Origin of the sequence: Brenneria sp. g21c3, from assembly GCF_040240345.1 — a bacterium.
Classification (GTDB): Bacteria; Pseudomonadota; Gammaproteobacteria; order Enterobacterales; family Enterobacteriaceae; genus Brenneria.
Window position 1 is genome coordinate 31,617 of sequence record NZ_JBEIAB010000011.1, and the last position, 21,404, is coordinate 53,020.

Genomic DNA, 21,404 nt, shown 5'->3' on the forward strand with positions numbered 1-21,404 from the left:
CGTTATTCGATGACAACCAGCGGCTCGTCAAATTCAACCGGTTGACCATTGTCGAGCAGAATCGCTTTGACGACGCCAGCTTTGTCAGCTTCGATTTGGTTCATCATTTTCATGGCTTCAACGATGCACAGCGTGTCGCCGACATTAACCTGCTGACCCACTTCAATAAACGCTTTTGCATCCGGGCTCGGGGTACGATAGAAAGTACCAACCATTGGAGAACGAACGATGTGACCACTGATGGCCGCCGGCGCCGCTGCGGTTTCCGCGACGGCGGGCGCAGGCGCGACAGCGGCGGACAAGGCCGGCTGTTGCTGCATCATCGGCGCATAGGCCTGTTGCATCACAGGGTAGCTTGGCGTTGCCGGGGCACGACTGATACGTACTGATTCTTCACCTTCAGAAATTTCCAGTTCGGCGATGCCGGATTCTTCAACCAGTTCGATCAGTTTTTTGATTTTACGAATATCCATTGATGTGGTTCCGTACTCTTTTGTTTAATTGGAGGTAGACAGGCGTGTTACCGCTGTCTGTAAAGCATAGTTATAACCATCTGCGCCAAGGCCGCAAATCACCCCTACCGCGACATCAGACAGGTAAGAATGATGGCGGAAAGGTTCTCGTGCATGCACGTTGGACAAATGAATTTCGATAAACGGGATTGCGACCGCCAGTAAGGCGTCGCGCAGCGCGACGCTGGTATGGGTAAATGCCGCCGGATTAATTAAAATAAAATCCGTATTTCCCCTGGCCTGATGAATTCTATCGATCAGCACATGCTCCGCATTGGATTGCAGATGAGAGAACCGCACCCCCAGCGACTGCGCCTGTGTTTCCAGATTGCTAACAATCTCCGCCAGCGTTGTCTTACCGTATTTATCCGGCTCACGGGCGCCCAGCAGATTCAGGTTAGGGCCATTCAAGAGCAAAATGTGAAACTTTCCGGCCATTGTGCTGCGATCTCCCGCGATTAACCCAGATTGCAAAACAGTGTCGCACAAAATAGCGCGAAGCTATTCGTTTGTCACCTTTCACGATGCAAATTGTCCGGTGGTGCGAAACAAAGTCGAGCATTATAACCATTTCGTCGCAATTAGCAGCCAATTACTGGTCTTATCTGCGGAGATATTCAACCGGCGATCGGTCGGGGCCGGTGTTTGCCGACTCCGCGAGTCGGCGGCTTATCGCCGCCACTGACGGAATTTTCTATAACGTAACAGCAACAAGAGCAGCGCCAGCAGCGCATAGAGAATAGGCTGGGGTGAGAGCGTTTTGACTGACCAAAGATAGTGGATTGGCGCAAGGATTGCGACCAGATAGACCAGGTTATGCAGTTTTTGCCAACGGGATCCCAACTTGCGCATCATCGCCTGAGTCGATGTCAGCGCCAGCGCCAGCAGAATCAGCCAAGCGATCATTCCCAGCGTTAAATACGGGCGGGAAAGCAGCGCTTCTCCCAATAAGGCCAGATGGTTCAATCCCAGTTCCAGCAGCGCGTAGCTCGCCAGATGCAAAGTCGCCCAGGCAAAACACCATAGCCCGAGCAGGCGGCGACAGCGAATCAGCAGCGGTTGTTTGCCGTAGCGGGCCAGCGGGGCGATCAGCAGCGAGCCCAGCAGCAGTTTCAGCGCCATGCGGCCGGTAAAGTGCTGAATATCTTTTGCCGGATCGGCGCTGAACCAGCCCTGGTCGACGGCCAGTATCAACCATAACAGCGGTAAAAACGCCGCCAGATGAAGAATGATTTTCAGCCATGTCAGGCGTTGAAGCGTCAGTCGCATACAGCAGTTATCCTGGGAATCAGCGCGGTTAATCAGAAATTTTTCCGTAGGTCCAGGCCACGATACAGCGAAGCCACCCGATCGGCGTAACCATTGAACAACTGGGTCGGCTGCCGTTGCACATGCAAAATACCGCCGGACCCGATGACTCGCTCCGTCGCCTGCGACCAGCGGGGATGATCTACCTGCGGGTTTACATTGGCGTAAAAACCATATTCATCGGGCGCCGCCAGATTCCAGGTCGACGGCGGGCGTTCGCGGGTAAAGCGGATTTTGACAATGGATTTGATGTTCTTAAAACCGTATTTCCACGGCGTGACCAACCTGATCGGCGCGCCGTTTTGCGGCGGCAGCGTTTTTCCGTACACGCCGACGGCCAGCAGCGAAAGGGAATTCATCGCCTCATCAAGCCGGAGTCCTTCAACATAGGGATAGTCAAGGCCGCCGCCTATAAAGCGGTCTTTCTGGCCCGGCATCTGCTCCGGATCGTAGAGCGTCTGAAAGGCGATATAGCGGGCATGGCCGGTCGGCTCGGCAAACTTAATCAGTTTCGCCAGTTCGAACCCGACCCAGGGGACGACCATCGACCAGGCTTCCACGCAGCGTAAACGATAGATTCTCTCTTCCAGCGGGAAACGCTTAAGCAGGTCGTCGATATCCAGCGTGATGGGTTTGGCGACTTCTCCCTCGATCTGAATTTGCCAGCCCGCGGTTTTCAACCCGCCGGCGTTGGCGGCCGGATCGGCCTTATCCAAGCCGAACTCATAAAAATTGTTGTAGCCGGTGACTTTATCCTCCGGCGTAAGCGGCGCGTCCAGCCGCCAGTCCTCCGGCCGGGCGAAGGATAATGGCCTGCCCGGCGGGGCTTTGGGACGATCGCCCCCCTTAAACCAGGCGAGCAAATCCGCCTGCGCCGACAGCGGCAACGTCAGGGACGCGGCGGTGACGCCCAGCGCTTTTAACACGCGGCGACGTTGGTGGAAAATGGCTTCCGGCGTGACATCCGCCTCCGTCAGCTTGCGATTTTTCTGCATAGGTATTTTGCCTGTTGGGTAAATAAAGGTTCTTCAGTTAATTTATAGATGAGTTAAAGGGGAAACCGCGAGCGGACAAGGGAATAGTTTTTTGCAGAGTGTTACTGGTTCATCCGTAGCGCCGCAACGCGCCCGGCGGCCCGCGCTCCGTGTCGGCAAGATTGATCCGCATCGAGTTCACGGATTTGGGTCGCAGTGAGAGCATTCCCCTATTCGGAAACCAGATCCTGCATGTATGATCGGTCGGGTCAGGATTAAAAGGCGCGTCACTGTCTGGCGACTCTATTTAGAGCCGGCGGCATACGGGCTGATAAAAAAACAATAAATCTTCAGCAACAACATTTATCAGGGGTAGAACGCAGGGATGGGATTTACGACCAGATTCACCATACGTATGACGCTGCTGGCGGTATTAACCGTCGTCTTAATGCTTTTCAGCAGCGTTTTCAGTCTTTTCTATTATAGCCAGCAACGATCGACTCAACAGTTGAGCGAGATTGCGGCCAGCATCGATCAGGCGCTGTTGGTGCAATCGCCCGAAAACATTCAGTACTGGCTGCCGGCGATGATGAAAACCGCGGGCATCGTCGCGTTGGAGATCCGCAATGCCGACGCCGTGCTGTATTCGGTACGGTTGCCGGAAGCGGATGATAAGCGCGTCTATGTGTACCACGATACCCGACTCCCGCTGATGCATCATTTGGATATGGAGATCGACGCCATCTATCCCGATCCCTTGATTGGGGTGTCGCACTTCCTTTTGTCAACGCTGTCGGTGTCATTGGCGATCTGTTTGTTGGCGCTGATGCTGTATTTGGCCATTCGCTGGTTGCGTCGCGAAGCCGCCGGACAGGAGGAGCTGGAGGCGCGAGCCAGGCTTATTCTGAACGGCGAACGCGAATCCGTGATGCATGGCTCCGCGCGCGAATGGCCGGTGAACGCCAGCGGCGCCATCGACCAACTGCTGGCCGATTTGATTGAGGCGCGGGAGGAGCGCAGCCGGGTCGATACCCTGATTCGGGCTTTTGCGGCGCAGGATGCGGAAACCGGTCTGAATAACCGTCTGTTTTTTGATAACCAACTGACGACGCAGTTGGAGGATATTGAAAACGTCGGCACCCACGGCGTGGTGATGATGATTCGTCTGCCGGACTTTGAAACCTTGCAGGAAACGCACGGCTACGGCGGCGAAATTCAGGAATACAGCTTCACCATGGTGAATTTGCTCTCGACGTTTGTGATGCGCTATCCGTCCGCGCTGTTGGCGCGTTATTTCAACAGCGATTTTACGGTGTTATTACCGCATTGCACGCTGAAGGAAGCGGATAATATTGCGGCGCAGCTGGTAAAAGCCATTGATATTTTACCGGCCATGCCGTTGATCGATCGTGAGGATATGCTTCATATCGGCATTTGCGCCTACCGCAGCGGGCAAAGTCCCGAACAGGTGATGGAAAGCGTGGAGGACGCCACGCGCAACGCGGTGCTGCAAGGGGGCAACGGCTGGTGCGTATTTGACCGACAGGTGCCGGATAAAGGCCGCGGCAGCGTGAAATGGCGTACGCTGCTGGAACAAACGTTGGCCCGCGGCGGTCCGCGACTGTATCAAAAACCGGCGGTGACCCGGGAAGGGGTGGTGCATCACCGTGAAATGATGAGCCGTATCTATGACGGTACGCAAGAGTTGCTGGCCGCGGAGTTTATGCCGCTGGTGCGGCAACTGGGTCTGACGGCCACCTACGATCGGCAACTGGTCTCCCGCAGCATCGCGTTGTCGGCCAGTTGGCCCGGCGAAACGTTGGCCATTCAGGTGAGTGTGGACTCACTTCTGCAAAAGACGTTCCTGAGCTGGCTACAGGAAGCCTTGATGCAATGTCCGAAAAAACAACGACAATGTATTTTATTTGAACTTGCAGAGGCAGACGTCTGTCAATATATCGGCCGTTTGCGCCCGGCGCTGAATCTTATTCTGGCCTTTGGCTGTCGTCTGGCGGTCAATCAGGCGGGATTAACGCTGGTGAGTACCACCTATATTAAGTCGTTACAGGTGGAAATGATTAAGCTGCACCCCGGCCTGGTGCGCAGTCTGGAACGACGGCCGGAAAATCAGTTATTTGTACAAAGTCTGACGGAAGCCTGTAAAGGTACGCGGACCAAAGTTTTCGCCGCCGGCGTACGCACGAAAGCGGAATGGCGGACGTTACTGGATAAGGGCGTTTACGGCGGTCAGGGCGATTTTTTTGCCGCTTCGCTGCCGGTAAGCGATGAGCTGAAAAAATATTCACCGCACTATCGTGTTTAGTGTAAAAGTCCGGCTCGAATTGACGTAGAATGAGTCGTCCGTTGATTTAGTTAGTGTGTGCTCACATTAACGGCAATCCGGTTAAATGTCAGATTTTATGTCCTGTGTTAGTGCTATTCCGCGAGGTGGAAAGTGGTAATCTGCCTTGCTATTTAGAGAAGAGGCGTTCCAGATGGTATTCCTTTCTAAAACCGATGTGCGCGACACAGACTTTTTTCACCGAAGCAGAGCGTTGTCTTGCCTTGTCGCTGCTTTGTGTGGTTGGTAAAGTAGGCGAATTTATTTTTCGCCCCCAGCTTGCAGGATTATCCTTTAGTTATGTTTAAGAAATTTCGTGGCATGTTTTCCAACGACTTGTCCATCGACCTGGGTACCGCCAATACCCTGATTTATGTTAAAGGGCAGGGCATCGTACTGAATGAACCCTCGGTGGTCGCGATTCGCCAGGACCGCGCCGGTTCGCCGAAAAGCGTCGCCGCCGTCGGCCATGACGCCAAACAAATGCTGGGCCGTACGCCGGGCAATATCGCCGCGATTCGCCCGATGAAGGACGGCGTTATCGCCGACTTCTTTGTGACGGAAAAAATGTTGCAGCACTTCATCAAACAGGTACATAGCAATAGCTTTATGCGCCCAAGTCCGCGCGTGCTGGTCTGTGTGCCGGTGGGCGCCACGCAGGTCGAGCGTCGCGCGATCCGCGAGTCTGCCCAGGGGGCCGGCGCGCGTGAAGTGTTCCTGATTGAAGAACCGATGGCCGCCGCGATTGGCGCGGGTCTGCCGGTATCGGAAGCGACCGGCTCGATGGTGGTGGATATCGGCGGGGGGACTACCGAAGTCGCCGTGATTTCACTGAACGGCGTGGTGTACTCCTCCTCCGTGCGTATCGGCGGCGACCGCTTTGATGAAGCGATTATCAATTATGTCCGCCGTAATTACGGCTCGCTGATCGGCGAAGCGACGGCGGAGCGCATCAAGCATGAAATCGGCTCGGCATATCCGGGCGATGAAGTGCTGGAAATCGAAGTGCGCGGGCGTAATCTGGCGGAAGGCGTGCCGCGCGGCTTTAATCTGAACTCCAACGAGATTCTGGAAGCGTTGCAGGAGCCGTTGACGGGCATCGTCAGCGCGGTGATGGTGGCGCTGGAACAATGTCCGCCGGAGCTGGCGTCCGATATTTCCGAACGCGGTATGGTTTTAACCGGCGGCGGCGCGCTGTTGCGCAACCTGGACCGTTTGCTGATGGAAGAAACGGGCATTCCCGTGGTGGTGGCGGAAGATCCGTTAACCTGCGTGGCCCGTGGCGGTGGTAAAGCGTTGGAAATGATCGACATGCATGGCGGCGACTTGTTCAGCGAAGAATAATCCGGCCGCGGAAAGGGGGCGCCGTATGGATGAATGCGTACATTTTTCATCCCGCTCGGCAGCCCCCTTTTTTATGGCGGGCCAACGCGGCGCGTTGTTGAAAATCGCTCCAGGCGATTTTTTACTCGTCTCATCCATGAGACTCGCCCTGCGGGCCAACGCGGTGCGTTGTTGAAAATCGCTCCAGGCGATTTTTTACTCGTCTCATTCGTGAGACTCGCCCTGCGGGCCAACGCGGTGCGTTGTTGAAAATCGCTCCAGGCGATTTTTTACTCGTCTCATCCATGAGACTCGCCCTGTGGGCCAACGCGGTGCGTTGTTGAAAATCGCTCCAGGCGATTTTTTATTGTTGTCGAGGAATACGCAAATTTTATGAAGCCGATTTTTAGCAGGGGACCTTCCCTGCAACTACGACTTTTCCTTGCCGTCGTTACCGCGATTTGTGTGATCATTGCTGACAGTCGGCTTGGCGCGTTCGTTCACATCAGAACCTACATGGATACCGCCGTCAGTCCTTTCTATTTTCTGGCCAACGGCCCGCGCCAGGTGCTGGATAATCTGTCTGAATCGCTGACCACTCGGGAGCAGCTGGCGTTGGAAAATACCGCGTTGCGTCAGGAGTTGCTGATGAAAAACAGCGATTTACTGTTGCTGGGTCAACTCAAACAAGAAAATGCCCGCTTACGTGAGCTGCTGGGTTCGCCGCTGCGTCAGGATGAGCAAAAAATCGTGACTCAGGTGCTTTCCGCCGGCACCGATCCCTATAGCGATCAGATGGTCATCGATAAAGGTCGGGTGAATGGCGTGTATGAAGGCCAGCCGGTGATCAGCGATAAGGGCGTGGTGGGCCAGGTGGTGGCCGTCGGGCAGTTCACCAGCCGGATTTTGCTGATTTGCGATGTTTCCCATGCGCTGCCCATTCAGGTACTGCGCAACGATATCCGCGTGATTGCCGCCGGCAACGGCTGTACTGACGACCTGCAATTGGAGCACCTGCCTAACAATACCGATATTCGCGTCGGCGACGTGCTGGTGACTTCCGGGCTGGGCGGGCGCTTCCCTGAAGGCTATCCTGTCGCGGTGGTTTCGTCGGTGAAAATCGATACCCAACGGGCTTATACCGTGATTCAGGCGCGTCCGACCGCCGGTTTGCAGCGGCTGCGCTATTTGCTGCTGCTGTGGGGCGTGGAAAAAAATGCGGGCGCCGCGCTGCCGCCGTCTGAGGTTCACCGGGTCGCTAATGAACGACTGATGCAGATGATGCCTCAGGTCTTACCTTCTCCGGATGAGATGGGGCCGCCGCCGCCGGCTGCCGATCCTGCCGTTACGCCGCCGGGAGTACGCCAATGAATCGCTACCGACGCCACGGCAATTGGATTATCTGGCTTTCTTTCCTCATCGCGATGCTGTTGCAGATTATGCCGTGGCCCGAGCAGATCTATATCTATCGCCCTTCATGGCTGACGCTGTTCCTGATTTATTGGGTGATGGCGTTGCCGCATCGGGTTAATGTGGGAACCGGATTCGTGCTCGGCATCATTATGGATCTGATTTTAGGCTCGACCCTGGGCGTCCGGGCGTTGGCTTTGAGTATCGTCGCTTATCTGGTTTCGTTTAAATTCCAGCTGTTCCGGAATATGGCATTATGGCAGCAGGCATTGATCGTCATGCTGCTTTCGTTGTTGATGGATTTGATTGTGTTCTGGGCCGAATTTCTGGTGGCTAATATCGCCTTTCATCCGGAAACGTTCTGGAATAGCGTGGTCGACGGCGTGCTCTGGCCGTGGCTGTTCCTGCTAATGCGCAAAATTCGCCGTCAGTTTACCGTGCAATAAGGCTACTCATGACTCAACTTTATCTGGCATCCGCTTCTCCCCGTCGACGCGAATTGTTGACGCTGCTCGACATTCCTTTCTCGCACCTGAGCGTGGCGGTGGAAGAGCGGCGAGCGCCAAATGAAGCGGCGGAGAGTTATGTTCGCCGGCTGGCGCATGAAAAAGCGGCGGCGGGCGTCGCGGTCGCGCCGTTGGATTTGCCGGTGCTGGGCGCCGACACTATTGTGGTATTGAACGGACAAGTACTGGAAAAACCACGGAACGAGGCTCATGCTGAACAGATGCTGACCCAGCTTTCCGGCCAGCGGCACCAGGTGATGACCGCCGTGGCGCTGGCCGATAAACACGATATTTTAAGCAGTCTGGTTGTTACTGATGTCGTCTTTCGCACACTTTCCCGCCGGGATATCGCCCATTATATCGCCAGCGGCGAGCCGATGGATAAAGCCGGGGCTTATGGCATTCAGGGCAAAGGCGGATGCTTTGTTAAGTCAATCAAGGGAAGTTACCACGCGGTGGTAGGATTGCCGCTGGTGGAAACTGAAGAATTGTTCAGTAATTTTGCTGCGCTGCGGATTGCAAGAGGAAAACATGACTGCTGAGTTACTGGTAAACGTCACGCCATCAGAGACGCGGGTCGCTTATATTGATGGCGGCATTTTGCAGGAAATCCATATTGAGCGCGAAGCCAAACGCGGCATCGTCGGTAATATCTATAAAGGCCGGGTGAGCCGGGTATTGCCGGGAATGCAGGCGGCCTTTGTGGATATCGGGCTGGATAAAGCCGCCTTCCTGCACGCGTCCGATATTATGCCGCATACGGAATGCGTGGCCGGCGACGAACAGAAAAACTTTCATGTGCGCGATATCGCCGAGCTGGTTCGCCAGGGACAGGATCTGATGGTGCAGGTGGTTAAAGATCCGCTGGGCACCAAAGGCGCCCGGCTGACGACGGATATCACCTTGCCGTCGCGCTATCTGGTTTTTATGCCCGGCGCCTCGCACGTCGGCGTTTCGCAGCGCATTGAGAGCGAAGTCGAGCGCGAGCGTTTGAAAAAAACGGTCGCGGATTATTGCGACGAGCACGGCGGTTTTATTATCCGCACCGCCGCCGAAGGGATCGGCGAGGAGGAACTAGCCCAGGATGCCGCGTTTTTAAAGCGGCTGTGGGGCAAGGTCATGGAGCGAAAAAAACGCAATCAGACCAAATATAAACTGTATGGCGAAGTGGCGCTGGCGCAGCGTGTGCTGCGTGATTTCGCCGGCGAGGCGCTGGATCGCATCCGCGTGGATTCCAAACTGACGTACGACTCGCTGCTGGAGTTTACCGCCGAATACATCCCGGAAATGACCAACAAGCTGGAACACTACGCCGGTAGACAGCCCATCTTCGATCTGTTTGATGTGGAAAATGAAATCCAGCGGGCGCTGGACAGAAAGGTTGAGTTGAAATCAGGCGGTTATCTGATTATCGATCAAACCGAGGCCATGACCACCATCGATATCAATACCGGGGCGTTCGTCGGCCACCGCAATCTGGACGAAACCATTTTCAACACCAATATCGAAGCGACGCAGGCGATAGCGCGTCAGTTGCGCTTGAGAAACCTCGGCGGCATTATCATCATTGATTTCATTGATATGAACAACGAAGACCACCGCCGCCGCGTGCTGCATTCTCTGGAACAGGCGCTAAGTAAAGATCGGGTAAAAACCAGTATTAATGGTTTCTCTCAACTAGGATTAGTGGAGATGACGCGTAAGCGAACCCGTGAGAGTATAGAGCACGTATTATGTAACGAATGCCCCACTTGCCACGGGCGCGGCACGGTGAAAACCGTGGAAAGCGTGTGTTACGAGATTATGCGTGAGATTGTTCGCGTTCATCATGCTTATGATACCGATCGCTTCCTGGTGTATGCATCGCCGTCGGTGGGCGAAGCGCTGAAAAGCGAAGAGTCGCACGCGCTGGCCGAGGTGGAAATTTTCGTGGGCAAACAGGTCAAAGTGCAGATTGAACCTCTGTATAGTCAGGAACAGTTCGACGTTGTCATGATGTAAACCAACTGGCGATGCATGTCGGCCCCGGCGCGCTTTTCCGAACGCGCGCGGGCAGCATAACTCCCCCTTATGATATTAAGCCCGGAGTTAGGGAAAACACGGCGATAAGCTTCCCGTCGGGACGCCTTGCGCCGTCGCCGTTCCCAGTATCCCGATCGTTGGAGATCGGCCTTATGAAAGCGGCTTTCGCTCGTCGTCGGTGACGAAAACAAGGAGAAATACGTGAGGCGACTGCCCGGAATATTATTCGCAACGGGCGCCACTCTTATCGTGATTGTTGCGCTGTTAGTCAGCGGCTTAAGATTGGTGCTGCCACAGCTCGATCGCTTCCGGCCACAGCTGGCGGCATGGGTTCAGTCCGTCACCGGGGCGCCGCTGGAGATCGGCTCGATCAAAGGCCGCTGGGCCTCTTTCGGCCCCTCGCTGGAAATTGAAAAGCTGCAAACCACCCTGCCTGAGTCCGATTGGCGGGTTGAGCGGATTACGCTGGCGCTGGATGTCTGGCAATCTTTACTGCATGGGCGCTGGCAGTTCCGCGATCTGACCTTCTATCAACTGCGGCTTAATCTCAACACCACGCTGACCGGGCAAAGCCGGGATGGCGATCTGATGCCGTCCGGCCGATTGAACGACCTGTTCCTGCGTCAATTTGACCATTTCGATCTGCGCGACAGCCATATCTCGTTTCTTACGCCCTCCGGCTCTCGCGCTGAATTCAGCATTCCTCAATTAACCTGGCTGAACGCCGACCAGCGCCACCGGGCCGAAGGACTGATCAGCCTGTCGAGCTTTAACGGCCAGCATGGCGTGGTTCAGATGCGGATGGATCTGGATGATGCGCAGGGGCGGCTCAATAACGGCACTCTCTATTTACAGGCCGACAATATCGATATGAAGCCCTGGCTGAGTCGCTGGTTACAGAATAATACCGGACTGGAAAGCGCGGATTTCAGCCTGGCGGCCTGGCTGAACGTGCGCGGGGGCGATATCCGGGGCGCGGACGTGTTTCTTAATCAGGGCGCCGCCAGCTGGCGCGAAGGCGAACAGACTCATCGCCTGAGCGTGAACGACATGGTGTTGCGCATTGGTCGTCAGGATAACGGCTGGCGGTTGGCCGTACCCGCGCTGAATCTGGCGACCGATGACGTCGCCTGGCCGAGGGGCCAGCTCTCGGCACTCTGGCTGCCGAAGGGCGAAGATGCGCCGGGCGCGGACGACCAGGCAGAATTACGTATCCGGGCCAGCAACCTGGAACTGACGCGGCTGGGAAGCTTGCTGCCGCTGTTGTCCACCACCACCCCGGCGCTGAAAGCGCATTGGGATGCCATGCGGCCCAAAGGCGCGCTCGATGCGCTGGCGCTGGATATACCCCTGCATCAGACGGAAAAAAGCCGTTTTCAGGCGCGGTGGCGCGACGTGAGCTGGCAGGCGTGGCAGCATTTGCCGGGCGTGGAGCACTTTTCGGGGTCGGTACGCGGCAGCGCCGGGCGCGGACGTCTGCAACTGGCATTGGAAAACAGCCAACTGCCTAATAACGGTATGTTCCGCGCGCCGCTGGAAATCCGTCAGGCCGGCGGCGCCATTGACTGGCGTAACGACGGCGATGGCTGGGCGCTTTGGAGCCATGGGCTTGACGTGCAGGCCAAATCGCTATGGGTAAACGGTGATTTCCATTATCAGCAGCCTGCAACCGGCGAGCCAAGGCTGGATATTCTGGCCGGCCTGCGTTTGACGGACGCCGCGGACGCCTGGCGCTATTACCCGGAACCTTTTATGGGCAAGCGTCTGGTCGACTATCTGAGCGGCGCGTTAAAAAGCGGATCGGTGGATAACGGCACGCTGATTTTTGCGGGTAATCCACAGCATTTCCCTTACCTGCGCAATGAGGGGCAATTTGAAGTCTGGGCGCCGGTCAAAAATTCCACCTTTGAGTTTCAGCCGGGGTGGCCGGCGTTGACGCAGTTGGATATCAATCTCGATTTCGTCAATAACGGCTTATGGATGCTGGCGCCGCAGACCTCGTTGGGGAACGTGGATGGCAGAAACATCAGCGCGGCGATCCCCGATTATCACAAAGAACACTTGCTGGTCGACGGCGAGCTGGAAGGCGAGGGTAAGGACATCGGCGATTACTTCCAGCAGACGCCGCTGAAACCGTCGCTGGGGGCCGCACTTGAAGAACTGCAAATCGGCGGCGTGGTAAAAGGGTCGCTGCATCTGGATATTCCGCTGGCGGGGGGGCTGGTGCAGGCCGGCGGTAATGTCGCATTGAACGACAATAGCCTTTACATCAAACCGCTATCCAGCACGATAAAAAATCTGACCGGTCAATTTCGTTATGACAACGGCAATCTGCGCAGTGAAACGCTGCAAGGCAATTGGTTGAATCAGCCGATGACGGTGAATTTCACCACCGAGGAACAGGATAAGGCGTTTCTGGTTAATGTCGATCTTCAGGGCGCGTGGCAGCCTGCGCGTTTCCCCGGTCTGCCGAAGCTGGCGGCCGATAATCTCTCCGGCAGCGCGGATTGGAAAAGCACGGTGTCCGTGACGCTGCCTCATGGCGGCAAACCGAGTTATCGCGTCGATCTGCTGGCCGCCCTCGATAAAGTAAGCAGTCACTTACCTGCGCCGTTGAGCAAAGCCTCCGGCGAGAACCTCCCTTTGCAGGTGAAGGTTAAAGGGGATATGAACGGTTTTGATCTGCATGGCAGTCTGGGTAAAGACCATGTATTCAACAGTCAGTGGCTGCTGAAAGGCAATACGCTGGCGTTGGCGCGGGCCGCCTGGCGCAAAGGGGCGAAAACGCCGTCGTTGCCGGAAGCGTCGGCGTTGGTTCTCGATCTTCCCGCGCTGGACGGCGAACGCTGGCTTGGGTTATTGCCCGCCGCGCGTTCATCAATGAACAACGGCGCGGCAACCAGCCGCGTCGCTCTCCCCGCGGCGGTGACGTTGCGCACGCCGTCGCTGAATCTGCTGGGACAGCAATGGCACGATGTGTCGGCGAGTAGTGAAAGTCTCCTGAGCAACGGTAACCGGGTGCGGCTTAAGGGGCGTGAAGTCGACGCCACGTTGGATATCCCCGATCGCGGGATGTGGCGCAGCGATATTCATTATCTCTACTACAATCCGCAATGGAAAGGCGATGAGGCGACCAACCCTATCGCGCTGGCCGAGAACAAGTCGCCGCTGAATGAGAAAGGCATCAGCTTTGAGAATTGGCCTGCATTGCAGATAAATTGCCGTCAGTGTTGGTTCGTCGGGCAGAATTTCGGCCGGATTCAGGCAACGTTGCAGCCGGAAAAAGGGAAATTAACGCTCAGTGATGGCATCATTGATACCGGGAAAGCGCGCCTGACGGCGAATGGCAGCTGGCAGCAAAACGCCGAAGGCGTGCGCACCGCGCTAAAGGGGAGCGTATCGGGCGATAGCCTGATACAGAATGCCGAGTGGTTTGGCATTGATACGCCGCTGCGCGCCGGGTCTTTCCATGTCGATTACGATCTTTACTGGCGCGGTACGCCATGGGCGCCTGATATCGCCAGTCTGAGCGGCATACTGCATACCCGAATCGGCAAGGGCGAAATAGCCGATGCGGGTACGGGACAGGCCGGGCAACTGTTGCGTTTGGTCAGCTTTGATGCGTTGCTGCGCAAGCTTAAGTTTGATTTCAGTGATACCTTTGGTCATGGCTTTTACTTTGACTCCATTCGCAGCACGGCATGGATTAAGGACGGTATTTTGCGTACCGACGATATGCTGGTGGATGGGCTGGAAGCGGATATCGCCATGAAGGGGGACGTCGATTTGGCGAATCGCCAGATCAATATGGAGGCGGTGATCGCGCCGGAAATCTCCGCGACCGTGGGGGTGGCGACGGCGTTTGTCGTCAACCCGGTGGTGGGCGCCGCGGTGTTTGCCGCCAGTAAGGTGTTGGCGCCGTTATGGAATAAGATTTCGCTGATCCGCTATCAGATTTCCGGTAGCCTTGATCAGCCGAAGATTCAGGAAGTACTGCGTGAACCGAGTAACAATAAGGCTAAGTAGCGCCATGCCGGAGAGATAGCGGCAAACCTTATCCCCTTTCCCTGATGGAAAGCGGCAGAGAGGGTTAGCGCGGTTCGTCCACCCGATTTCATTGAATAAAGAGTGAAAAAATATGAGTCTGTCTTTTGTCAGTGAGCAATTACTCACCGCAAACAACTTGAGCCTTCAAGACCTGTCTTCTGTGTTGGGCCAGTTAAATGAACGTCGTCTGGATTATGCCGACCTCTATTTTCAGTCCAGCTATCATGAATCCTGGGTGCTGGAAGACCGTATCATCAAGGACGGCTCCTACAATATCGATCAGGGGGTGGGGATCCGCGCCATTAACGGCGAAAAAACGGGTTTTGCCTATGCCGATCAAATCACGCTGAACGCGTTGCACCAGAGCGCTCAGGCGGCGCGCAGCATTGTGCGTGAGCAGGGCGACGGCCGCGCGCATACGCTGGGCGAAGTTTCTCATCGCGCGTTGTATTCTTCGCTTAATCCGCTGGATAGCCTGAGCCGTGAAGATAAAATCGCCCTGTTGCAACGCGCGGATAGCGTGGCTCGCGCCGCCGACGCCAGGGTGCAGGAAGTGACCGCCAGTCTGACCGGCGTATATGAACTGGTGCTGGTCGCCGCCACCGACGGTACGCTGGCGGCGGATGTCCGCCCGCTGGTTCGCCTGTCTATCAGCGTGCTGGTGGAAGCGGACGGTAAGCGTGAGCGCGGGGCCAGCGGCGGCGGCGCGCGTAGCGGCTATGACTATTTCTGGCAAGCGGCGGAAGGCGAAGCGCGCGTCGATGCCTGGGCGAAGGAAGCCGTGCGCATGGCGTTGGTCAATCTGTCTGCGATTGCGGCGCCGGCGGGTTCGATGCCGGTGGTGTTGGGCGCCGGCTGGCCGGGCGTGCTGTTGCACGAAGCGGTAGGACACGGCCTGGAGGGCGATTTCAACCGTCGCGGAACATCGGTCTTCAGCGGTCAGGTGGGGGAACGGGTGGCGTCCGAGCTGTGTACGGTGGTCGATGACGGTACGCTGGATGGTCGCCGCGGCTCGCTGGCGATGGATGACGAAGGGGTGCCGGGACAATATAACGTGCTGATCGAGAACGGCATCCTGAAAGGGTATATGCAGGACAAACTGAACGCCCGCCTGATGGGCGTCGACCCGACAGGCAATGGCCGTCGCGAATCCTATGCCCATTTACCGATGCCGCGTATGACCAATACTTACATGCTGGACGGAAAATCCACGCCGGAAGAGATTATCGCCAGCGTGGAGTATGGTTTGTATGCGCCGAATTTCGGCGGCGGCCAGGTGGATATTACCTCCGGTAAGTTCGTCTTTTCCACATCGGAGGCCTATCTGATTGAAAAAGGTCGGATAACCAGCCCGGTGAAAGGCGCGACGCTGATCGGCTCCGGTATTGAGGCGATGCAGCAGATTTCGATGGTGGGAAACGATCTGGCGTTGGATAAAGGCGTGGGCGTCTGCGGCAAAGAGGGACAGAGCCTGCCGGTGGGTGTGGGTCAGCCGACGCTGAAGCTGGACAACCTGACGGTGGGCGGTACGGCGTAAATTGACGACCGGCCAATCTGACGGCAGCCGTAATAGGCTGCCGTTTTTTTTATGGATAATTAAAAACGTTTGTCGGGTTATTTTCCCGAACTGTTATTATTTCCCTGTGGTGTTAAATCGTTTTTCTAAACCGATGTTCAACAGCATGGAAATATTATCCTTTATTCTTGCCATGCAACGATTTTTCTTCATGTTAAATGCGGTAATCGGTTGGCAATATTAAAATTTAATCGATGGCATTATTTCGCTATATGAAAATCGCCTATGAATTGTTTTCGGGCGATGAAATCGTAATAACAGCCGCTTTATAACGTTCGTATTGCTCCATCAATGAATACGATTTCATTATTATCCCATAAATACTCATCTCTCACGCGCGGTTGATAATTCTCATTTTCATTTTCGGCTATGTGTTTTATTTTTTTCATTAAAAATCAATTAATTATTTATGTTTGTTGTCCGGGGTAGGCGCGCGCTATCTTTTTCTTTGGGGTGTCTTTGGTTTTTTTCGCGATATTCAAATGATAAGTCAATTATTCCTTGTTGGGATTATTGCAATAACAAATAAAAATTATCTGATGCCTGCCGCTATTAATACGATTGGGTTCGGGATTATTGCCTTATTTTTTCTTCCATGTTGGGGGATTGTTTTAAATGAACTGTTTGCAATAAAGATTCGCCAGATCAGGACGATAGTCACCGGTGAAACTATTTTTGGAGGTGGAGATGTTTAAGAAAATAAAAATAAGTCTGGGGTTGACTATAATTATAGGGTTGTTCGGCCTTTCACTTATTGGCGTCAGCGTTTTTAGTATCAGCGCACTGACAAAAAGTAAAGATGCTTTGTATACCATAGACAGAATTGAAGGGGACCAGCTTAATCCGCTCCATGCGCTATATTCCGACTTATTAAGTGGAAGGATTGTTCTTTATAATCTGGCAATGGCCAAGGAAGATGGAAAAAACGTCGACGGCATGGGGGTCAAGGCGGACGGTTACCTGAATTCAGCGAATAAAAATATGGAGGCCCTGCACGCTATTGTTCCGGTGACGGAACGCGGGCGGCAGCTCCGTCTTGACATCGAGAAGGCCTACGATGCCTATATAAAAGAAGGTATTACGCCCGCCAGGCAAGCGCTGGATGCGGGTAACCTGGATCTTTTTTATGAGTTGATAACTAGCGCGGTTTCGACAAAAGGAGAAGCGCTTCAGAAGAGCATTAATGAGTTTTCCGCTTTTGCCCGTGAACTCGGCGATCGGGAAATCGAACATTCGGTTGATTCTTATAAAATTAACGTGGGCGTGGTGATTGTCGCCATCATTTTAACTATAGTCTTGATCATATTATCAAAAATGTTGATGAGCGCGATTGTTTTCACCCCGATCAATGAGGCTAAGCATGTCTTTGGCTTAATCGCCAAAGGCGACTTATCGTTCGATATTCCGCACCAGCCGAAAACGGAAATGGGGGGACTGCTGACCTCGCTGGAGGATATGAAGCAGTCGCTGAAGGTCATCGTTTCCGATGTCAGAGAGTCTTCCGAAGTCATCTCCGTCGGCACCCGCCAGATTTCCGCCGGCAACCAGGATTTATCGTCACGCACGGAAGAGCAGGCGTCGTCGATCGAGCAGACGGCCGCCAGCATGGAGGAGTTGACCTCGTCGGTGAAGCAGAATAGCGAAAATACTCGACTGGTCACCGGCATGGCGGAAAACATGACTGGGTTGGCGCAAAAAAATGGCGAGAACATCACCAATATCGTTAACCGGATGCAGGCTATCTCCGAAAGTTCGGAGAAGATTTCCAGCATTATCGGCGTCATCGATACCATTGCCTTCCAAACCAATATCTTGGCGCTGAATGCCGCGGTTGAGGCGGCGCGAGCCGGCGAGGCGGGCAAAGGTTTCGCGGTGGTGGCTTCCGAGGTGCGCAATCTGGCGCAACGCAGCGCGACGTCGGCGAAAGAAATCAAAGAGTTGATTGAAGATGCCGGCCATAAAATACAGCAAGGCGCCGCGCTGGCGTCCGTATCCGGCAATGATATGGAAACCCTGCTGGCGGAGGTGAGTAAAGTGAAGGAATTGGTCTCCGGGATTTCATTAGCCTCGGAAGAGCAGAGCCAGGGGATCGAGCAGGTCAATGTTGCGGTAACGCAGTTAGAGCAGGTCGCGCAGCAAAATGCCGCGCTGGTTGAAGAAGCCTCGTCCGCCACCAGTTCTCTGGCCGAGCAGGCTGATTTGTTGGAAGCATCAATGCGCGTATTCACCTTATCAGGCAGGAATAACGATGCCGTTGAGGGCGGCCTCCTTATCGGAAAGGAATGAGCGTCGACCGGCGCTCGTATAACGGTTGGTCGGCAAGGGAATGTCAGCGGCTGATGTTTGACGTTGTTGCGCGCCAGGGGATTGGCCCCCGGCGCGGGTGCGCTCTCGATGATGGTTCTGTTTAGTGAAAGGAGTTCAATTGATGGAAAATTCTCCCTTAAAGGCGAGTTCTACTACAGAACCGGTCGAAGAACGGCTATTGGCCGCCGCCGTCAACGGCAGCGACAGTGCGATTCTTATTGCCCGTTACGTGAGCGGTCATCGGCGAACGACTTTTGTGAACGCCGGCTTTACGCGGCTTTTGGGCTATAGCCGGCAAGAGGCGTCGGGCCAGGAACCAGAAAAGCTTATCCGCTGTGAAACCGGGTTCGGTTGCCAGCCGGATAAGGATAAATTCCAGGCGTCGGACCATCGTTATCATGTCGAAACCCGGGTTTACCATAAATCCGGCTATCCGTTGTGGTGCTCTATTGTGTTCAATCATTTTTATGATAAGCCCAATGGTACGATGTATGCCGTCGGCGTATTTACCGAGATTACGGCAACCAAAATGTACGAGGTGCTGCAATTCCCGGTATTGGAAGCGCTTGCCCGCGACCGGCCGTTGGAAGAGGTCATTGAACTGCTGTGTCTGGAGATCGAGCGTATTGCTCCAGAGGTAGTATGCAGCGTGGCGCGCGTGGATAAGCTCGGCTATCTGCGGCCGCTGGCGGCGCCCAGTCTGCCTGCTTCTTACGGGCAGGCGCTGGACGGCGCGCCTATCGGCCCCGATGCCGGATCTTGCGGCACCGCGGCCTGGTTGGGCGCGCCGGTTCTGGTCGGCGATATCGCCGCCAATCCATTATGGGACGACTGTTGCGATCTGGTTTTATCGCAGGGATTGGTGGCCTGCTGGTCCAGTCCGGTTTTTTCCAGCCAGAACCAGGTTATCGGCACCTTTTCGTTCTATTTTCGGCGGGAGCGCGGCCCCAGTAAATGCCATCAGAATCTGGTGATGCTGAGTACCGGTCTGTGCGCCCTGGCGATCGAGCGGGATGAGTCCTGTGAAAAAATCAGGCAGTTGGCTTTTTTCGACCCGCTAACCGGGTTGCCGAACCGTGATTTGTTTCGCGCCAGCGCGGAGAACGCCGTGATTAACGCCTCGCGCCGCGGACACCCTTTGGCGGTGCTGATGATTTGTCTGGATCGTTTCAAGCAGGTCAACAGCTCCCTGGGCGTCGCGGCCGGCGACAAGCTGCTGCGCCATATTGCAGAGTGCCTGCGCCAGCAATGCGGCGCAGCCGATCTGGTGGGTAAACTTTCCGTCGATGAGTTCGCCATGCTGCTGAATGTCGCGGATGTCCGCAACATTGCCGCAACGGCCAAGCGGCTGCTGGCGATTTTGTCGAAACCGTTTTCCATCAATGGGATAGTGGTGACGCCTTCCGTCACCATCGGCATCAGTTTATATCCTGATAATGGCCGTGATGTGAGCGCCTTGATCAAGGGCGCGGATATTGCCCTGCATCAGGCAAAGTACCACCTGCGCGGGCGGTTGGGCTTTTTCAACAAGGAGATGAACGAGGTCGCCAGAAGGCGCTTGACGCTGGAAAGCGCGTTGAGAAAGGCGCTCGATGAATCCTCTTTGCAGCTCTATTACCAGCCGCAGATTAGTCTGAAGAGCGGTGATATTCATGGCGTCGAAGCGCTTTCCCGCTGGTTTCATCCTGAGTTCGGCGAAATTTCTCCGATTCGATTTATTCCGTTGGCGGAGGAATGCGGGCTGATGGAAAAGTTGGGTGAATGGGTGCTTGCCGGCGCCTGCCGGCAGCTTGCCGATTGGCACCGGCGCGGCGTGAATGTGCCGATGGTATCGATTAATCTGTCGCCGACCAATTTCCACAATTCCGAGCTGCCGGCGCTGATTTCCCGCACGCTATCGCAAGCGTCGCTGCAACCCGAATACCTGACCATTGAAATTACCGAAGAGGTGATTCTGGATACCAATGCCGATACCATCAATATTCTGAATAAGGTGCGTGAACTGGGCGTCAGACTCTCCATGGATGATTTCGGTACCGGTTTCGCCAGCTTAAGCTACCTCAACCGTATCAGCTTTGATGAACTGAAGCTCGATCAAAGTTTCGTCCATAATATCGAGTCGCATCAGAGAAATCGCGTGCTTACCGACGCCGTGACCCATATTGGCGCCAGCCTGCATTTAAGCGTGGTGGCGGAAGGGGTGGAAAATGAAAAGCAGCGCGAAATACTGGCGCAGCAGGGCTATGATCTGGCTCAGGGATTTTTATTCTCCCGGCCATTGCCGCCTGAACAGTTGGAAAGCTGGTGTCATGACCACGGGCTGGCCAAACGCTGAGTCCGGCGGCGAGGTTTTTTCGCAACGGCGCCGCGTTTGATACGGTTCATCGACTCTGGCTTTGACAAAGTTGCCCCATTCCTGGGGCTCACTGCGTCTCTTATTCGCCGGCTTCCGCCAACTCGCGCAGATATTGAAAAATCTGGCGCAGGGATTTTGGCGGTTTGTTGGCGGCTTTTTCCTTCTGAGCGTTACGTATCAACGAGCGCAACTGCTGGCGGTCAGCATGGGGATAGAGCGCCAGCACGTCGGGGATCGCATCGTCGCCCTCGGCCATCAGACGATCGCGCAACTGCTCCAGCTTGTGGAAAAGCACCACCTGCTGATTATGGCGGTTTCTCAGTTTATCCAGCGCGGTCTGAATGGGTTCCGGATCGCGGGCGCGCAGCATTTTCCCGATGAGCTGTAACTGGCGGCGGCGGCCTTCTTTCTTGATACGCTGCGCCAGCTCGATGGCCGCGCGTAAATCGTCATCCAGCGGGATGCGTTCCAGCGCATTTTTACCCAGGTCGACCAGTTCCGCGCCAAGATCTTTCAGCGCTTCGGCATCGCGTTTTATCTCGCTTTTGCTGACCCAGATAATTTCATCATCGTCATCTTCATTATTGTCCGGGACGTCATCAAGCCAGTCTTCGGGTTTCTTATTCATGTCGGATCCTTATTCAACGGCGCGCAGCATATTGGCCCATAGGGCGACGGGCAAGGCGCCCGTGATAAAAAGAAGCTGATCCTAACAGGTTTGG

16 protein-coding genes are annotated in these 21,404 nt (G+C 55.1%); 11 read left to right on the forward strand and 5 right to left on the reverse strand.

Going from position 1 to position 21,404, the window contains the following annotated elements; all coding sequences use genetic code 11:
* Positions 1–2: 2 nt before the first annotated feature.
* The 4 genes from accB to msrP all read right to left on the reverse strand — a co-directional run bounded on the left by accB (position 3) and on the right by msrP (position 2,815).
* Complete coding sequence (gene accB, locus ABRZ28_RS16005) at positions 3–473, reverse strand: acetyl-CoA carboxylase biotin carboxyl carrier protein (protein WP_319605142.1); 471 nt, start codon at positions 471–473, stop codon at positions 3–5.
* 24 nt (positions 474–497) lie between these two features.
* Entirely contained in the window at positions 498–950 is a 453-nt protein-coding gene (aroQ, locus tag ABRZ28_RS16010; RefSeq protein ID WP_319605143.1) for a type II 3-dehydroquinate dehydratase, read from the reverse strand.
* Positions 951–1,181: 231 nt separating this feature from the next.
* Positions 1,182–1,781: a protein-methionine-sulfoxide reductase heme-binding subunit MsrQ gene (gene msrQ / locus ABRZ28_RS16015; protein ID WP_319605144.1), complete on the reverse strand. Its 600-nt coding sequence runs from the start codon at positions 1,779–1,781 to the stop codon at positions 1,182–1,184.
* A gap of 32 nt (positions 1,782–1,813) precedes the next feature.
* Positions 1,814–2,815: a protein-methionine-sulfoxide reductase catalytic subunit MsrP gene (gene msrP, locus ABRZ28_RS16020; RefSeq protein WP_330520890.1), complete on the reverse strand. Its 1,002-nt coding sequence runs from the start codon at positions 2,813–2,815 to the stop codon at positions 1,814–1,816.
* Positions 2,816–3,179: 364 nt separating this feature from the next.
* On the opposite strand from msrP, the gene csrD reads away from it, so the two are divergent.
* The 11 genes from csrD (at position 3,180) to ABRZ28_RS16075 (ending at position 20,661) form a co-directional block, all read left to right on the forward strand.
* Complete coding sequence (csrD, locus tag ABRZ28_RS16025; protein ID WP_330520891.1) at positions 3,180–5,117, forward strand: RNase E specificity factor CsrD; 1,938 nt, start codon at positions 3,180–3,182, stop codon at positions 5,115–5,117.
* Positions 5,118–5,435: 318 nt separating this feature from the next.
* Positions 5,436–6,479 (forward strand): rod shape-determining protein MreB, encoded by a 1,044-nt coding sequence (mreB, locus tag ABRZ28_RS16030; protein WP_009114770.1) that lies wholly within the window; start codon positions 5,436–5,438, stop codon positions 6,477–6,479.
* 372 nt (positions 6,480–6,851) lie between these two features.
* Positions 6,852–7,829: a rod shape-determining protein MreC gene (gene mreC, locus ABRZ28_RS16035; RefSeq protein WP_319605147.1), complete on the forward strand. Its 978-nt coding sequence runs from the start codon at positions 6,852–6,854 to the stop codon at positions 7,827–7,829.
* A complete protein-coding gene (gene mreD, locus ABRZ28_RS16040; protein WP_319605148.1) occupies positions 7,826–8,314 on the forward strand; it encodes a rod shape-determining protein MreD in 489 nt (162 codons plus the stop codon). The genes mreC and mreD overlap by 4 nt, the downstream gene beginning before the upstream one ends.
* An 8-nt stretch (positions 8,315–8,322) precedes the next feature.
* The gene (locus tag ABRZ28_RS16045; protein WP_319605149.1) at positions 8,323–8,916 is read left to right on the forward strand and encodes a Maf family protein; all 594 of its coding nucleotides are present in this window, start codon (positions 8,323–8,325) and stop codon (positions 8,914–8,916) included.
* Positions 8,906–10,375, forward strand: coding sequence for a ribonuclease G (gene rng, locus ABRZ28_RS16050; protein WP_319605150.1), 1,470 nt, complete (start codon positions 8,906–8,908; stop codon positions 10,373–10,375). The genes ABRZ28_RS16045 and rng overlap by 11 nt, the downstream gene beginning before the upstream one ends.
* A 222-nt stretch (positions 10,376–10,597) precedes the next feature.
* Complete coding sequence (yhdP, locus tag ABRZ28_RS16055; RefSeq protein WP_330520894.1) at positions 10,598–14,422, forward strand: AsmA2 domain-containing protein YhdP; 3,825 nt, start codon at positions 10,598–10,600, stop codon at positions 14,420–14,422.
* A 112-nt stretch (positions 14,423–14,534) separates the two neighbouring features.
* Positions 14,535–15,980, forward strand: coding sequence for a metalloprotease TldD (gene tldD, locus ABRZ28_RS16060; RefSeq protein WP_330520895.1), 1,446 nt, complete (start codon positions 14,535–14,537; stop codon positions 15,978–15,980).
* A 521-nt stretch (positions 15,981–16,501) separates the two neighbouring features.
* A complete protein-coding gene (locus ABRZ28_RS16065; RefSeq protein WP_330520932.1) occupies positions 16,502–16,714 on the forward strand; it encodes a hypothetical protein in 213 nt (70 codons plus the stop codon).
* Entirely contained in the window at positions 16,707–18,305 is a 1,599-nt protein-coding gene (locus ABRZ28_RS16070; protein ID WP_330520896.1) for a methyl-accepting chemotaxis protein, read from the forward strand. The genes ABRZ28_RS16065 and ABRZ28_RS16070 overlap by 8 nt, the downstream gene beginning before the upstream one ends.
* 142 nt (positions 18,306–18,447) lie before the next feature.
* Positions 18,448–20,661: a bifunctional diguanylate cyclase/phosphodiesterase gene (locus ABRZ28_RS16075; protein ID WP_330520897.1), complete on the forward strand. Its 2,214-nt coding sequence runs from the start codon at positions 18,448–18,450 to the stop codon at positions 20,659–20,661.
* A 100-nt stretch (positions 20,662–20,761) separates the two neighbouring features.
* On the opposite strand, the gene yjgA is transcribed toward ABRZ28_RS16075, so the two are convergent.
* Positions 20,762–21,310 carry a ribosome biogenesis factor YjgA gene (gene yjgA / locus ABRZ28_RS16080; protein WP_319605156.1) on the reverse strand — a complete coding sequence of 183 codons (549 nt, stop codon included), beginning with the start codon at positions 21,308–21,310 and terminating at the stop codon, positions 20,762–20,764.
* Positions 21,311–21,404 lie beyond the last annotated feature (94 nt).